The 14,142-nt window shown below is 67.0% G+C and carries 23 protein-coding genes; 22 read left to right on the forward strand and 1 reads right to left on the reverse strand.

Annotated elements, in window-relative coordinates:
• Positions 1–89 precede the first annotated feature (89 nt).
• The gene (tuf, locus tag ACOTKD_RS26135) at positions 90–1,283 is read left to right on the forward strand and encodes an elongation factor Tu (protein ID WP_106677946.1); all 1,194 of its coding nucleotides are present in this window, start codon (positions 90–92) and stop codon (positions 1,281–1,283) included.
• 269 nt (positions 1,284–1,552) lie between these two features.
• Here tuf and ACOTKD_RS26140 read toward each other — a convergent pair whose 3' ends face one another.
• Entirely contained in the window at positions 1,553–3,679 is a 2,127-nt protein-coding gene (locus ACOTKD_RS26140) for a PIG-L family deacetylase (protein WP_424891449.1), read from the reverse strand.
• 626 nt (positions 3,680–4,305) lie between these two features.
• On the opposite strand from ACOTKD_RS26140, the gene rpsJ reads away from it, so the two are divergent.
• From rpsJ to rplO, 21 genes are all read left to right on the forward strand, one after another.
• Positions 4,306–4,614, forward strand: a complete 309-nt coding sequence (gene rpsJ, locus ACOTKD_RS26145) for a 30S ribosomal protein S10 (protein ID WP_003948644.1) — start codon at positions 4,306–4,308, stop codon at positions 4,612–4,614.
• Positions 4,615–4,627: 13 nt separating this feature from the next.
• Positions 4,628–5,272 (forward strand): 50S ribosomal protein L3, encoded by a 645-nt coding sequence (gene rplC / locus ACOTKD_RS26150; RefSeq protein WP_424891450.1) that lies wholly within the window; start codon positions 4,628–4,630, stop codon positions 5,270–5,272.
• Between the two features lie 8 nt (positions 5,273–5,280).
• Positions 5,281–5,931 (forward strand): 50S ribosomal protein L4, encoded by a 651-nt coding sequence (gene rplD, locus ACOTKD_RS26155; RefSeq protein ID WP_058046828.1) that lies wholly within the window; start codon positions 5,281–5,283, stop codon positions 5,929–5,931.
• On the forward strand, positions 5,931–6,254 hold the full coding sequence (gene rplW / locus ACOTKD_RS26160; protein ID WP_030368414.1) for a 50S ribosomal protein L23: 324 nt from the start codon (positions 5,931–5,933) through the stop codon (positions 6,252–6,254). Before rplD ends, rplW begins: the two co-directional genes overlap by 1 nt.
• Positions 6,255–6,294: 40 nt before the next feature.
• Positions 6,295–7,131: a 50S ribosomal protein L2 gene (gene rplB, locus ACOTKD_RS26165; protein WP_168092750.1), complete on the forward strand. Its 837-nt coding sequence runs from the start codon at positions 6,295–6,297 to the stop codon at positions 7,129–7,131.
• A gap of 12 nt (positions 7,132–7,143) precedes the next feature.
• Positions 7,144–7,425 carry a 30S ribosomal protein S19 gene (gene rpsS, locus ACOTKD_RS26170; protein ID WP_030368412.1) on the forward strand — a complete coding sequence of 94 codons (282 nt, stop codon included), beginning with the start codon at positions 7,144–7,146 and terminating at the stop codon, positions 7,423–7,425.
• 41 nt (positions 7,426–7,466) lie between these two features.
• A complete protein-coding gene (gene rplV, locus ACOTKD_RS26175; RefSeq protein ID WP_030685471.1) occupies positions 7,467–7,814 on the forward strand; it encodes a 50S ribosomal protein L22 in 348 nt (115 codons plus the stop codon).
• A complete protein-coding gene (gene rpsC, locus ACOTKD_RS26180) occupies positions 7,814–8,641 on the forward strand; it encodes a 30S ribosomal protein S3 (RefSeq protein ID WP_424891451.1) in 828 nt (275 codons plus the stop codon). Before rplV ends, rpsC begins: the two co-directional genes overlap by 1 nt.
• A 5-nt stretch (positions 8,642–8,646) precedes the next feature.
• Positions 8,647–9,066: a 50S ribosomal protein L16 gene (gene rplP / locus ACOTKD_RS26185; protein ID WP_106677952.1), complete on the forward strand. Its 420-nt coding sequence runs from the start codon at positions 8,647–8,649 to the stop codon at positions 9,064–9,066.
• Positions 9,066–9,290 (forward strand): 50S ribosomal protein L29, encoded by a 225-nt coding sequence (gene rpmC / locus ACOTKD_RS26190; RefSeq protein WP_030368408.1) that lies wholly within the window; start codon positions 9,066–9,068, stop codon positions 9,288–9,290. The genes rplP and rpmC overlap by 1 nt, the downstream gene beginning before the upstream one ends.
• Complete coding sequence (gene rpsQ / locus ACOTKD_RS26195; RefSeq protein WP_019888756.1) at positions 9,290–9,571, forward strand: 30S ribosomal protein S17; 282 nt, start codon at positions 9,290–9,292, stop codon at positions 9,569–9,571. The genes rpmC and rpsQ overlap by 1 nt, the downstream gene beginning before the upstream one ends.
• A gap of 126 nt (positions 9,572–9,697) precedes the next feature.
• On the forward strand, positions 9,698–10,066 hold the full coding sequence (gene rplN, locus ACOTKD_RS26200) for a 50S ribosomal protein L14 (protein WP_099199421.1): 369 nt from the start codon (positions 9,698–9,700) through the stop codon (positions 10,064–10,066).
• 3 nt (positions 10,067–10,069) lie between these two features.
• Positions 10,070–10,393: a 50S ribosomal protein L24 gene (rplX, locus tag ACOTKD_RS26205; RefSeq protein WP_424891452.1), complete on the forward strand. Its 324-nt coding sequence runs from the start codon at positions 10,070–10,072 to the stop codon at positions 10,391–10,393.
• Complete coding sequence (rplE, locus tag ACOTKD_RS26210; protein ID WP_030368404.1) at positions 10,393–10,953, forward strand: 50S ribosomal protein L5; 561 nt, start codon at positions 10,393–10,395, stop codon at positions 10,951–10,953. The genes rplX and rplE overlap by 1 nt, the downstream gene beginning before the upstream one ends.
• 5 nt (positions 10,954–10,958) lie before the next feature.
• Entirely contained in the window at positions 10,959–11,144 is a 186-nt protein-coding gene (locus tag ACOTKD_RS26215) for a type Z 30S ribosomal protein S14 (protein ID WP_030368403.1), read from the forward strand.
• 229 nt (positions 11,145–11,373) lie between these two features.
• Positions 11,374–11,772: a 30S ribosomal protein S8 gene (gene rpsH, locus ACOTKD_RS26220; RefSeq protein WP_058046822.1), complete on the forward strand. Its 399-nt coding sequence runs from the start codon at positions 11,374–11,376 to the stop codon at positions 11,770–11,772.
• Between the two features lie 22 nt (positions 11,773–11,794).
• On the forward strand, positions 11,795–12,334 hold the full coding sequence (gene rplF, locus ACOTKD_RS26225) for a 50S ribosomal protein L6 (RefSeq protein WP_030368401.1): 540 nt from the start codon (positions 11,795–11,797) through the stop codon (positions 12,332–12,334).
• A 3-nt stretch (positions 12,335–12,337) separates the two neighbouring features.
• The gene (gene rplR / locus ACOTKD_RS26230; protein WP_086567285.1) at positions 12,338–12,721 is read left to right on the forward strand and encodes a 50S ribosomal protein L18; all 384 of its coding nucleotides are present in this window, start codon (positions 12,338–12,340) and stop codon (positions 12,719–12,721) included.
• 46 nt (positions 12,722–12,767) lie between these two features.
• Positions 12,768–13,370: a 30S ribosomal protein S5 gene (gene rpsE / locus ACOTKD_RS26235; RefSeq protein ID WP_106677957.1), complete on the forward strand. Its 603-nt coding sequence runs from the start codon at positions 12,768–12,770 to the stop codon at positions 13,368–13,370.
• Positions 13,370–13,552 (forward strand): 50S ribosomal protein L30, encoded by a 183-nt coding sequence (gene rpmD, locus ACOTKD_RS26240; RefSeq protein WP_086567281.1) that lies wholly within the window; start codon positions 13,370–13,372, stop codon positions 13,550–13,552. The genes rpsE and rpmD overlap by 1 nt, the downstream gene beginning before the upstream one ends.
• Before the next feature lies 1 nt (position 13,553).
• Positions 13,554–14,009 carry a 50S ribosomal protein L15 gene (gene rplO / locus ACOTKD_RS26245; RefSeq protein ID WP_356285899.1) on the forward strand — a complete coding sequence of 152 codons (456 nt, stop codon included), beginning with the start codon at positions 13,554–13,556 and terminating at the stop codon, positions 14,007–14,009.
• The last annotated feature ends 133 nt before the right edge of the window (positions 14,010–14,142 follow it).

Consider the following 14,142-nt stretch of genomic DNA (forward strand, 5'->3'; position numbering starts at 1 on the left):
GCGGCGTGTCCCGGCGGGCGGCTCCCCAGCAAAGATCCCTGGCGCCGACCCAATCCAGGCGTACAGAACCACTCCACAGGAGGACCCCAGTGGCGAAGGCGAAGTTCGAGCGGACTAAGCCGCACGTCAACATCGGCACCATCGGTCACGTCGACCACGGTAAGACCACTCTTACCGCGGCGATCACCAAGGTGCTGCACGACGCGTACCCGGAGCTGAACCCCTTCACGCCGTTCGACGAGATCGACAAGGCGCCCGAAGAGCGTCAGCGTGGTATCACCATCTCGATCGCGCACGTCGAGTACCAGACCGAGTCGCGTCACTACGCCCACGTTGACTGCCCGGGTCACGCGGACTACATCAAGAACATGATCACCGGTGCCGCCCAGATGGACGGCGCGATCCTCGTGGTCGCCGCGACCGACGGTCCGATGCCGCAGACCAAGGAGCACGTGCTCCTGGCCCGCCAGTCCGGCGTTCCGTACATCGTTGTCGCCCTGAACAAGGCCGACATGGTGGACGACGAGGAGATCCTGGAGCTCGTCGAGCTCGAGGTCCGTGAGCTCCTCAACGAGTACGAGTTCAACGGCGACGACGCTCCGGTCGTCCGCGTCTCCGCGCTGAAGGCGCTGGAGGGCGACAAGGAGTGGGGCGAGAAGCTCCTCGGCCTGATGAAGGCCGTCGACGAGAACATCCCGCAGCCCGAGCGTGACGTCGACAAGCCGTTCCTGATGCCGATCGAGGACGTCTTCACGATCACCGGTCGTGGCACCGTCGTCACCGGTCGTATCGAGCGTGGTGTCCTCAAGGTCAACGAGACCGTCGACATCATCGGCATCAAGACCGAGAAGACCACCACCACGGTCACCGGTATCGAGATGTTCCGCAAGCTGCTCGACGAGGGCCAGGCCGGTGAGAACGTCGGTCTGCTCCTCCGTGGCATCAAGCGCGAGGACGTCGAGCGCGGCCAGTGCATCATCAAGCCGGGTTCGGTCACCCCGCACACCGAGTTCGAGGCCACGGCCTACATCCTGTCGAAGGACGAGGGTGGCCGTCACACCCCGTTCTTCAACAACTACCGTCCGCAGTTCTACTTCCGTACGACTGACGTGACCGGTGTTGTGACCCTCAAGGAGGGCACGGAGATGGTCATGCCCGGCGACAACGCCGAGATGTCCGTTTCCCTCATCCAGCCCGTCGCGATGGAGGAGGGCCTGCGCTTCACCATCCGTGAGGGTGGCCGCACCGTCGGCGCCGGCCAGGTCACCAAGATCAACAAGTAAGTTCTCTCTTACTTGCGGGTCCGAACGACCTTATACGGCCCGCCCATCTTCGGATGTGCGGGCCTTCTCGCGTTTCACCCTCGCGGGTGAGGCGATGCGTGGACTCGGCGCGCATTCGGGGGGCCTGCGGCAGAAAAGTGCCCGCCGCAGCGGCGGGATGCCCCAGCGGCGGGATGCCCCAGCGGCGGGATGCCCCAGCGGTGATGAGGGTCCGGCGGAATGTACGACCGGTGCGATTGGCGCGTTCGTCGTGATCCGCCGGACAGGCGCTATGCGTGGGGGATCTCCGGGCGCCAGAGCCACGGCCGCGCGTCCGGGCTCATCCCGGCGACGCACAGCTGGTGGCCGGCGTCGGTGGTCATGGCGGAGGTGCCCACGGGCGCGAGCCCGGCGTCCGAGCGCACCGTCTCGGAGTCCCCGGAGGCGTCGGTGAGCTGTATCTCGCCGTTCATCGCCCGCCCGAGCACCATGACGGCGTCCTTGCCGCCCCGGGCGGCCAGGGTGTGGGCGGCGAGCGGCCCGTAGCCGGCGAAGTCCCGCAGCTCGGTGGTGCGGACGTCCCCCGTACCGTCGGACCCCGGTGTGAAGGTGCCGGCCGTCGGCTGGACGGCCGCGGGGGAGCGGTAGACGAGGGTCAGGGCGCCCTCCGGGCCGAGCGCCGCACCAGGGAGCCCGCCGGGCTGCGGCAGGCCCTTCAGGGGCGCGTAGTGGACCGGCTTGCCGGGTTCGTCCTGCGTCCAGTGGTGGACGGTGTCGCGGCCGGTGCCGAAGACGTGGACGCGCTTGTTGTCGTCGAGGACGGCGACCAGGCCGTCCTGGATCTCCTGCCCGTGCAGGCTCTGCCACTTCCCCCAGGTGCCGTCGGCCTCGCGCACCCGGCTGGAGACGCCCTTGCCCGCGTTGCGGACGAAGAGGTGGACGCGGCCGTCGGGGGCGGCGACGGCGGCGGGCATCCCGACGCGGCGGCCGCGGTCGGGGCGGTGCTCGGGGTTGCCGAGGCCCTGCCAGGCCTTGAAGGCGCCGCCGGGGGAGCGCTCCTCCAGGACGACGATCTCGCGGGTGTCGGGGCGGCCCTGTCCCGTGAGGGCGGAGAACCGCAGGGCGAACAGCAGCCGGCGTCCCTGGGAGTCCTGGACGGACGCCAGGGCGGGCGCGAGCGGGCCGCCGCCCAGGTTCTGCGGGTCGCTCCACCGGCCGCTGCCGGGCCGCGTCTCCTGCCAGCGCACGGCCTGGGTGCCCAGCACGCCGAAGGCCTCCAGCCGGCCGTCCTTGCCGGTGCCCGGAGAGACGGTCGGGCCCTCGTAGCGGTAGTGGGTGGAGCGGATCCAGCCCTTGCGGTTCTTCATCGGGCGGTCGCCGCCCTGGCCGTAGTCGCCGCAGCCGCCGGGGTTGCCGCAGTCCCACGAGGGGTCGCCGCCGTAGGCCTCGACCAGCCGGTGCTTCTGCTCGATCACCTCGGGCGGCAGGTTGTGCGGCCAGCGCTGGTTGTAGTAGCCGCGGAAGGCGGTGGTCACGAAGCGGGGCGGGTGGCCCTCGCGCTTGGTGGTGTCGGCCACCCACTGCGAGAGCGCCTTCCAGGTGAAGAGCGCGGTGGGGGTGTGGTCGCGGTGGTCGGAGCAGGCCCCGTAGTCGTTGTCCTTGGGGTGGGTGGCGTCGTGGACCTGGTAGTCGGGGTCCGGGTCCATGGTGTGGATCACGGTGGGCCGGAACCGGTCCATGATCGTGGCGAGGGTGTCCACCAGGGTGCCGTGCCGGTAGGTGCTGGAGGTCGTGCACGGCGAGCCGGTGGCGACGAGCGACTGCATCTCGCCCGCGGGCTGCTCCCACAGCAGGGGCAGCCGCATCTCGCCGGCCGAGAGCATGGCGATGTTGAGGAAGACCAGCTGGGCCCTGCGCTTGCCGTTGGTGAGCTCGTTGGTCTCGGCCTTGACGCCGTTGCCCAGGTCCAGGACGGACTTCTTCCAGCCCGTGAACCGGTCCAGGCCGATCATCTCTGCGTACGCCTGGCGCAGGCCCTGGTGGCGCGCGGAGGAGTAGGCGGCCTTGTCGGGCTTGCCCTTGGGCATGCCCTCGATCCAGTTCTGCCCGACGGCCTCGCCGGCCGTGACGTAGACCGAGACGACGGGGACCCCGGCCCGCACGATGTGCTCGGCGTCGGGGTTCATGAAGTACAGGTCGTCGTCGGGGTGCGCCATGACCTGCAGCAGCAGGGCGTCGCCGGCGTTGCCGAACGACTGCGTGGCGCTGGGGTCCACCGCTCTTATGGGGTTGGGGGAGGCCTTGGGCTTCTTCTTGCCGCCCTCCCCGCTGCACCCCGCCGCGAGGGCCGCGGTCGTGGCGGCCAGCCCGGCGAGGGCGGTCCGGCGGGATATCACCATGTGCTGTGAGATGTTCAACTACATGACTCCGTCCCGTTGTGCAGCACGCAGGTTCCCTGCCCCTGCTGCCCCAGCGTGATAGGGGACGATCGAGGGGGCGCGGCGGTTGCCCAGGCCTCGGCAAACCCCGGCAAAAGCCGGATTTCCCGGCCCTGCGGCGGCGTGCGCCGAGTGAACCGGGGGACCGAAGCGGCGGTCGAGGTGTAAGAGCCATAGTGTCCCGTATGTCGGCGGGGTGGTTTGACAACTGAGCCGCCCGGGGTACGGTCTTTGGCTTCGATTGGCGCCCCCTCGGCCGCATATGGCACACTGTTCAGGTTGCTCGGTTGAGTGCCGATGCTGCGCGCCTCCCGCCGGGAGGACTGGAAGCGAGTCCCGCAGTACTCGTCGCCCCTTATGAGGGGCGGAAGTACGGGAATCTTCCGGGAAGTGTCAGCGGGGCCCCAGCCAGGCGCTCGGTGGGTGTCTTTCCCCCACAACCCCCTTCACCAGGGATTTTCCTTAGGGAAAGCTGCTGGAAGGGGCGCGACACGCCCGACCGCGTGGGTCGGAGGTGGAGTGGGGAAGGACGGTGTTCGGAAGTGATTCCGGGCGCAGCCGGCCGAGTCCCAGAGCGTTACGAGAGACAGGACTACTGAGTAGCCATGGCGGGACAGAAGATCCGCATCCGGCTCAAGGCCTACGACCACGAGGTCATCGACTCCTCGGCGAAGAAGATCGTCGAGACGGTGACGCGCACTGGTGCGTCGGTCGCGGGCCCGGTGCCGCTGCCCACTGAGAAGAACGTGTACTGCGTCATCAAGTCGCCGCACAAGTACAAGGACTCGCGCGAGCACTTCGAGATGCGCACGCACAAGCGCCTCATCGACATCCTCGACCCCACGCCGAAGACGGTTGACTCGCTCATGCGTCTCGACCTGCCGGCGGGCGTCGACATCGAGATCAAGCTCTGAGGTGACGCGCGAGATGGCTAAGAACATTAAGGGCGTCCTGGGCGAGAAGCTCGGCATGACCCAGGTCTGGGACGAGAACAACCGGGTCGTCCCGGTGACCGTCGTCAAGGCCGGGCCCTGCGTCGTCACCCAGGTCCGCACCAACGACAGCGACGGCTACGAGTCGGTCCAGATCGCCTTCGGCGAGATCGACCCGCGCAAGGTGAACAAGCCCCTCAAGGGTCACTTCGCCAAGGCCGACGTCACCCCGCGCCGCCACCTGGTGGAGCTGCGTACCGCTGACGCCAGCGAGTACACGCTCGGCCAGGAGATCACCGCTGCCGTGTTCGAGGCGGGCGTCAAGGTTGACGTCACCGGCAAGAGCAAGGGCAAGGGCTTCGCCGGTGTCATGAAGCGCCACAACTTCCGTGGCCTCGGCGCCGGACACGGCACCCAGCGCAAGCACCGCTCCCCCGGTTCCATCGGTGGCTGCGCCACCCCGGGCCGTGTGTTCAAGGGCCTCCGCATGGCGGGCCGCATGGGCAACGAGCGGGTCACCACCCAGAACCTGACCGTCCACGCCGTTGACGCGGAGAAGGGCCTGCTCCTGATCAAGGGTGCGGTTCCTGGTCCGAACGGCGGCCTCGTCCTGGTCCGTACCGCGGCCAAGGGGGCCTGAGGTAACCGATGAGCACCATTGACATCCTTTCGCCGGCAGGCGACAAGGCCGGGACCGTCGAGCTCCCCGCGGAGATCTTCGACGCGAAGGTCAGCGTTCCGCTGATCCACCAGGTCGTCGTCGCGCAGCTGGCCGCTGCCCGTCAGGGCACGCACAAGACCAAGACCCGTGGCGAGGTCCGCGGCGGTGGCAAGAAGCCGTACCGCCAGAAGGGCACCGGTCGCGCCCGTCAGGGTTCGACCCGCGCGCCGCAGTTCGCCGGTGGTGGCGTCGTGCACGGTCCCGTGCCGCGTGACTACTCGCAGCGCACCCCGAAGAAGATGAAGGCCGCCGCCCTGCGCGGTGCCCTCTCGGACCGCGCTCGTCACTCCCGCATCCACGTCGTCTCCGACGTGGTCGAGGGTGCGGCGTCCACCAAGGCCGCCAAGAGCCTGTTCGGCAAGATCAGCGAGCGGAAGAACCTGCTCCTGGTCGTCGAGCGCTCCAACGAGGCCGCGTGGCTGTCCGCCCGCAACCTGCCCCAGGTTCACATCCTGGAGCCGGGCCAGCTGAACACGTACGACGTGCTCGTCTCCGACGACGTGGTCTTCACCCAGGCCGCCTTCGAGTCCTTCGTGTCTGGCCCCAAGGCCGTTGAGACCGAAGGGAGCGAGGCCTGATGACTGAGGCCGTCGTCACCAGCAAGACGTTCTCGGACCCGCGCGACCTCCTGGTCAAGCCGGTTGTCTCCGAGAAGAGCTACGCGCTGCTGGACGAGAACAAGTACACGTTCATCGTCGACCCGCGCGCCAACAAGACCCAGATCAAGCAGGCCGTCGAGGCGGTCTTCTCGGTCAAGGTCACCGGGGTCAACACGATCAACCGTCAGGGTAAGCGCAAGCGCACCAAGACCGGTTTCGGCAAGCGCGCCAACACCAAGCGCGCCATCGTGACCCTCGCCGAGGGCGACCGTATCGACATCTTCGGCGGTCCGACCGCCTAAGGGCGGTCTGGATCGTCCGGAATCGGACGAGGACTGAGAAATGGGTATCCGCAAGTACAAGCCGACGACCCCGGGCCGTCGTGGCTCCAGCGTCGCCGACTTTGTCGAGATCACGCGGTCCACGCCGGAGAAGTCGCTGGTCCGCCCGCTGCACAGCAAGGGCGGCCGTAACAACACCGGTCGTGTGACCGTCCGTCACCAGGGTGGTGGCCACAAGCGCGCCTACCGCGTGATCGACTTCCGTCGTCACGACAAGGACGGCGTGCCGGCCAAGGTCGCTCACATCGAGTACGACCCGAACCGCACCGCGCGCATCGCGCTCCTGCACTACGCAGACGGCGAGAAGCGCTACATCATCGCCCCGGCGAAGCTGAACCAGGGCGACCGGATTGAGAACGGCCCCGGCGCCGACATCAAGCCGGGCAACAACCTCCCGCTCCGCAACATCCCGGTCGGTACCACGATCCACGCGATCGAGCTCCGTCCCGGTGGTGGCGCCAAGTTCGCCCGCTCTGCCGGTTCCTCCGTGCAGCTGCTGGCGAAGGAGGGCCAGTACGCCCACCTGCGCATGCCGTCCGGCGAGGTCCGCCTGGTCGACGTCCGCTGCCGCGCCACGGTCGGCGAGGTCGGCAACGCCGAGCAGTCGAACATCAACTGGGGCAAGGCCGGCCGCATGCGCTGGAAGGGCGTTCGCCCGACCGTCCGCGGTGTCGCGATGAACCCGGTTGACCACCCGCACGGTGGTGGTGAGGGCAAGACCTCCGGTGGTCGCCACCCGGTCTCCCCGTGGGGTCAGAAGGAGGGTCGTACTCGTTCTCCCAAGAAGGCGAGCAACAAGTACATCGTCCGCCGCCGCAAGACGAACAAGAAGCGCTAGGAGCGGGTTTAGATGCCGCGTAGTCTCAAGAAGGGACCCTTCGTCGACGACCACCTCATCAAGAAGGTGGACGCTCAGAACGAAGCCGGTACCAAGAACGTCATCAAGACCTGGTCCCGTCGCTCCATGATCGTGCCGGCCATGCTCGGCCACACGCTCGCGGTGCACAACGGCAAGACGCACGTCCCGGTGTTCGTCACCGAGTCGATGGTCGGCCACAAGCTCGGCGAGTTCTCGCCGACCCGCACCTTCCGCGGCCACGTCAAGGACGACCGCAAGTCGAAGCGCCGCTAAGCGGGGTGCGAACGACTATGACTGACACCGAAGGGACAACCATGGAAGCCAGGGCCCAGGCGCGGTACATCCGCGTCACGCCCATGAAGGCCCGCCGCGTGGTGGACCTCATCCGTGGCATGGACGCCACGGAGGCTCAGGCGGTCCTGCGTTTCGCCCCGCAGGCCGCGAGCGTGCCGGTGGGCAAGGTGCTGGACAGCGCCATTGCCAACGCCGCGCACAACTACGACCACACGGACGCCTCCTCGCTGTACATCAGCGAGGCGTACGTCGACGAGGGCCCGACCCTGAAGCGGTTCCGTCCGCGCGCCCAGGGCCGTGCCTACCGGATCCGCAAGCGGACCAGCCACATCACCGTGGTCGTCAGCAGCAAGGAAGGAACCCGGTAATGGGCCAGAAGGTTAACCCGCACGGGTTCCGGCTCGGCATCACCACGGACTTCAAGTCCCGCTGGTACGCCGACAAGCTGTACAAGGACTACGTCAAGGAAGACGTTGCCATTCGTCGCATGATGACGAAGGGCATGGAGCGCGCCGGCATCTCCAAGGTTGAGATCGAGCGCACCCGCGACCGCGTCCGCGTTGACATCCACACCGCCCGCCCGGGCATCGTCATCGGCCGCCGCGGCGCCGAGGCCGACCGCATCCGTGGCGAGCTGGAGAAGCTGACCGGCAAGCAGGTTCAGCTGAACATCCTCGAGGTCAAGAACCCCGAGGTCGACGCTCAGCTGGTGGCCCAGGCCGTCGCCGAGCAGCTGTCCTCCCGCGTCTCCTTCCGTCGCGCCATGCGCAAGAGCATGCAGTCGACGATGAAGGCCGGCGCCAAGGGCATCAAGATCCAGTGCGGCGGTCGTCTCGGCGGCGCCGAGATGTCCCGCTCGGAGTTCTACCGCGAGGGCCGTGTGCCCCTGCACACGCTCCGCGCGAACGTCGACTACGGCTTCTTCGAGGCCAAGACCACCTTCGGCCGCATCGGCGTGAAGGTCTGGATCTACAAGGGCGACGTCAAGAACATCGCCGAGGTCCGCGCCGAGAACGCCGCTGCGCGTGCGGGCAACCGCCCGTCCCGTGGCGCCGGCGAGCGCCCGGCCCGTGGTGGCCGTGGCGGCGAGCGTGGCGGCCGCGGCCGCAAGCCGCAGCAGAGCGCCGCTGTCGAGGCCCCCAAGGCCGAGGCCGCTGCCGCTGCTCCGGCTGAGTCCACCGGAACGGAGGCCTGACCGACATGCTGATCCCTCGCAGGGTCAAGCACCGCAAGCAGCACCACCCCAAGCGGAACGGCATGGCCAAGGGTGGCACCGAGCTCGCCTTCGGTGAGTACGGCATCCAGGCCCTGACCCCGGCCTACGTGACGAACCGTCAGATCGAGTCCGCTCGTATCGCCATGACGCGTCACATCAAGCGTGGCGGCAAGGTGTGGATCAACATCTACCCGGACCGTCCGCTGACGAAGAAGCCGGCCGAAACCCGCATGGGTTCCGGTAAGGGTTCTCCGGAGTGGTGGATCGCGAACGTCAAGCCCGGTCGGGTGATGTTCGAGCTGTCTTTCCCGAACGAAAAGGTTGCTCGTGAGGCGCTGACCCGCGCCGCTCACAAGCTTCCGATGAAGTGCCGCATTGTTCGGCGCGAGGCAGGTGAGTCGTGATGGCCGCTGGTATCAAGGCGACCGAGCTGCGTGAGCTGAACGACGAGGACCTCGTCGCGAAGCTCCGTGAGGCCAAGGAAGAGCTGTTCAACCTCCGCTTCCAGGCGGCGACCGGGCAGCTTGAGAACCACGGTCGGCTCAAGTCCGTCCGTAAGGACATCGCCCGGATCTACACCCTGATGCGCGAGCGTGAGCTGGGCATCGAGACGGTGGAGAGCGCCTGATGAGCGAGAAGAATGTGACTGAGACGAACGAGCGCGGCTTCCGCAAGACCCGTGAGGGTCTCGTCGTCAGCGACAAGATGGACAAGACCGTCGTCGTCGCCGTCGAGGACCGTGTCAAGCACGCGCTGTACGGCAAGGTCATCCGCCGTACGAACAAGCTCAAGGCGCACGACGAGCAGAACGCTGCCGGTGTCGGCGACCGCGTCCTCCTGATGGAGACCCGGCCGCTGTCCGCCACCAAGCGCTGGCGCGTCGTCGAGATCCTCGAGAAGGCCAAGTAAGTAATCCCCGCAAGGGAATTACACATGCAATCTGTCTGAGGGGTTTCCCTCGGATAAGTTCCGCCAGGCTCGGCAGGGGCTCCTCGGAGCCCCTGCCGGGAACCGGCAGACGATCAGGAGATAGACGTGATCCAGCAGGAGTCGCGACTTCGGGTCGCCGACAACACTGGTGCCAAGGAGATCCTTTGCATCCGTGTTCTCGGTGGTTCGGGTCGCCGCTACGCGGGCATCGGTGACGTCATCGTCGCCACCGTCAAGGACGCGATCCCCGGTGGCAACGTGAAGAAGGGTGACGTCGTCAAGGCCGTCATCGTTCGCACCGTCAAGGAGCGCCGCCGTCCGGACGGCTCGTACATCCGTTTCGACGAGAACGCCGCTGTCGTTCTCAAGAACGACGGTGACCCCCGCGGCACCCGTATCTTCGGCCCCGTGGGCCGAGAGCTGCGCGAGAAGAAGTTCATGAAGATCGTCTCGCTCGCGCCGGAGGTGCTGTAACCGATGAAGATCAAGAAGGGCGACCTGGTCCAGGTCATCACCGGTAAGGACAAGGGCAAGCAGGGCAAGGTCATCCAGGCCTTCCCGGCTGAGAACCGTGTTCTCGTCGAGGGTGTCAACCGGGTCAAGAAGCACACCAAGGCCGGCCAGACCGCTCGCGGTTCCCAGACCGGCGGCATCGTGACCACCGAGGCCCCCGTCCACGTGAGCAACGTTCAGCTCGTCGTGGAGAAGGACGGCAAGAAGGTCGTCACCCGCGTCGGTTACCGCTTCGACGACAACGGCAACAAGATCCGCGTTGCCAAGCGCACCGGTGAGGACATCTGATGACTGCCACCACCAACGCGCCGCGTCTCAAGCTGCGCTACCGCGAAGAGATCGTCGGCAAGCTGCGTGAGGAGTTCTCCTACGAGAACGTCATGCAGGTTCCCGGCCTCACCAAGATCGTGGTCAACATGGGTGTGGGCGACGCCGCCCGCGACTCCAAGCTGATCGAGGGCGCCATCCGCGACCTCACCACGATCACCGGCCAGAAGCCCGCCGTCACCAAGGCTCGCAAGTCCATCGCGCAGTTCAAGCTGCGTGAGGGCCAGCCGATCGGCGCCCACGTCACCCTCCGTGGTGACCGCATGTGGGAGTTCCTGGACCGCACCCTGTCGCTCGCGCTTCCGCGCATCCGCGACTTCCGTGGTCTGTCCCCGAAGCAGTTCGACGGTCGGGGCAACTACACCTTCGGTCTCACGGAGCAGGTCATGTTCCACGAGATCGACCAGGACAAGATCGACCGCGTCCGGGGTATGGACATCACCGTGGTGACCACGGCGACCAACGACGACGAGGGCCGTGCCCTCCTTCGTCACCTCGGCTTCCCGTTCAAGGAGGCGTAAGCGAGATGGCGAAGAAGTCTCTGATTGCCAAGGCTGCTCGCAAGCCGAAGTTCGGTGTGCGCGCGTACACCCGCTGCCAGCGCTGCGGCCGCCCGCACTCCGTGTACCGCAAGTTCGGCCTCTGCCGCGTGTGCCTTCGTGAGATGGCTCACCGTGGCGAGCTGCCGGGCGTGACCAAGAGCTCCTGGTAACAACCCACTTGGGTTGACCAGGACTCTCGGTAAGCATCAAGGATGGCGGTCGCCCGGCCCGATCAACTCCGGTGAGCTTCGCGCTCGCGTAGAGTTGAAGGGTTGGGTGCCCGCCGCCCATGACCGTCTTACTACGCCGTAGGTCCCCGCGCCGCACCCGCCCCGACCCTGTTCGGGGAGAGGGATGGCGCACATAGGAAACCCCGGCGAGAGAGGCCGAAGGCCAAACATGACCATGACCGATCCGATCGCAGACATGCTGACCCGTCTGCGGAACGCGAACTCGGCTTACCACGACTCCGTGGCCATGCCCCACAGCAAGATCAAGGCGCACATCGCCGAGATCCTGCAGCAGGAGGGCTACATCGCCGGCTGGAAGGTCGAGGACGCCGAGGTCGGCAAGAGCCTCGTCATCGACCTGAAGTTCGGTCCGAACCGCGAGCGCTCGATCGCCGGGATCAAGCGCATCTCGAAGCCGGGCCTGCGTGTCTACGCAAAGTCCACCAACCTGCCGAAGGTCCTCGGCGGCCTGGGCGTGGCGATCATCTCCACGTCCCACGGTCTCCTGACCGGTCAGCAGGCCAGCAAGAAGGGCGTGGGTGGGGAAGTCCTCGCCTACGTCTGGTAACCAGGGAACGGAGGAATAGCCAATGTCGCGTATTGGACGGCTGCCCATCCAGGTTCCCGCTGGTGTGGACGTCACCATCGATGGCCGTACGGTGCACGTGAAGGGCCCCAAGGGTTCCCTCACGCACGCCGTTGCCGCGCCCATCGAGATCGCTAAGGCCGAGGACGGCACCCTTGTCGTCTCTCGTCCGAACGACGAGCGTCAGAACAAGGCCCTGCACGGCCTGTCCCGCACGCTGGTGGCGAACATGATCACCGGCGTGACCGCGGGCTACAGCAAGGCTCTCGAGATCAGCGGTGTCGGTTACCGCGTCCAGGCCAAGGGCTCCAACCTGGAGTTCTCCCTGGGCTACAGCCACCCGATCCTGATCGAGGCCCCCGAGGGCATCACCTTCAAGGTCGAGTCGCCCACCAAGCTCAGCGTCGAGGGCATCGACAAGCAGAAGGTCGGCGAGGTTGCCGCCAACATCCGCAAGCTTCGCAAGCCCGACCCCTACAAGGCCAAGGGCGTGAAGTATGCGGGTGAGGTCATCCGCCGCAAGGTCGGAAAGGCTGGTAAGTAAGCCATGGCATACGGTGTGAAGATCGCCAAGGGTGACGCGTACAAGCGCGCTGCCAAGGCGCGCCGCCACATCCGCATCCGCAAGAACCTGTCGGGTACGGCCGAGCGCCCGCGTCTCGTCGTGACGCGCTCGAACCGTGGCATCACCGCGCAGGTCATCGACGACCTCAAGGGCCACACCCTGGCGTCGGCGTCCCACCTGGACGCTTCGATCCGCGGTGGCGAGGGCGACAAGAGCGCCCAGGCCAAGAAGGTCGGCGCCCTGGTCGCCGAGCGTGCCAAGGCCGCCGGTGTCGAGGCCGTCGTGTTCGACCGCGGTGGCAACCAGTACGCCGGGCGCATTGCCGCTCTGGCTGACGCCGCCCGCGAAGCCGGGCTGAAGTTCTAAGCCCCGGTTCCGGAGCTAGCGGACGTAACAGAGAGAGGTAAATCCAATGGCTGGACCCCAGCGCCGCGGAAGCGGTGCCGGTGGCGGCGAGCGGCGGGACCGGAAGGGTCGCGACGGTGGCGCTGCCGCCGAGAAGACCGCGTACGTTGAGCGCGTAGTCGCGATCAACCGCGTCGCCAAGGTTGTCAAGGGTGGTCGTCGCTTCAGCTTCACCGCGCTCGTCGTGGTGGGTGACGGTGACGGCACCGTGGGTGTCGGTTACGGCAAGGCCAAGGAAGTTCCGGCTGCCATCGCCAAGGGCGTGGAAGAGGCCAAGAAGAACTTCTTCAAGGTCCCCCGTATCCAGGGCACCATCCCGCACCCGATCCAGGGCGAGAAGGCCGCGGGCGTCGTCCTGCTCAAGCCGGCTTCCCCCGGTACCGGTGTTATCGCCGGTGGCCCGGTGCGTGCCGTGCTCGAGTGCGCCGGCGTTCACGACATCCTGTCGAAGTCGCTCGGTTCTTCGAACCCGATCAACATCGTGCACGCCACGGTGACGGCCCTCCAGGGACTCTCCCGTCCCGAGGAGATCGCCGCCCGTCGTGGCCTGCCGCTGGAGGACGTGGCTCCCGCCGCTCTGCTGCGGGCGCGTGCAGGGGTGGGTGCGTAATGGCTCGCCTCAAGGTCACGCAGGTCAAGTCCTACATCGGCAGCAAGCAGAACCACCGCGACACCCTTCGTTCGCTTGGTCTCAAGCGCATGAACGATGTGGTTGTCAAGGAGGACCGCCCCGAGATCCGCGGCATGGTGCACACCGTCCGCCACCTCGTGACGGTCGAGGAGGTCGACTGACATGGCGGAGCAGAACCCGCTGAAGGTCCACAACCTCCGTCCCGCCCCCGGCGCCAAGACCGCCAAGACCCGTGTTGGTCGTGGTGAGGCGTCGAAGGGTAAGACGGCCGGTCGTGGTACCAAGGGCACGAAGGCCCGTTACCAGGTTCCGCAGCGCTTCGAGGGTGGGCAGATGCCCCTCCACATGCGCCTGCCGAAGCTCAAGGGCTTCAAGAACCCGTTCCGCACCGAGTTCCAGGTCGTGAACCTGGACAAGCTGGCCGCGCTCTACCCGCAGGGTGGCGAGGTCACGGTGGCCGACCTGGTCGCCAAGGGTGCGGTTCGCAAGAACCAGCTCGTCAAGGTCCTGGGCCAGGGCGAGATCTCCGTGGCGCTGCAGGTGACGGTCGACGCCGTCTCCGCCTCCGCCAAGGAGAAGATTGCCGCTGCCGGCGGCACCGTCACCGAGCTCGTCTGAGCTCGTTGAACTCACAACCGGGGATGTCCCAAAAGGGGCATCCCCGGTTGGTCGTTCCAAGGGGGGCACGGTCGCCGGTAAGGTGGCGTGCACTGTTAACCTCCGCGCGGGCTGTGTCCGCGCGGATTTTGAC

The organism is Streptomyces sp. XH2 (genome assembly GCF_049725035.1).
Lineage (GTDB): Bacteria > Actinomycetota > Actinomycetes > Streptomycetales > Streptomycetaceae > Streptomyces > Streptomyces roseoverticillatus.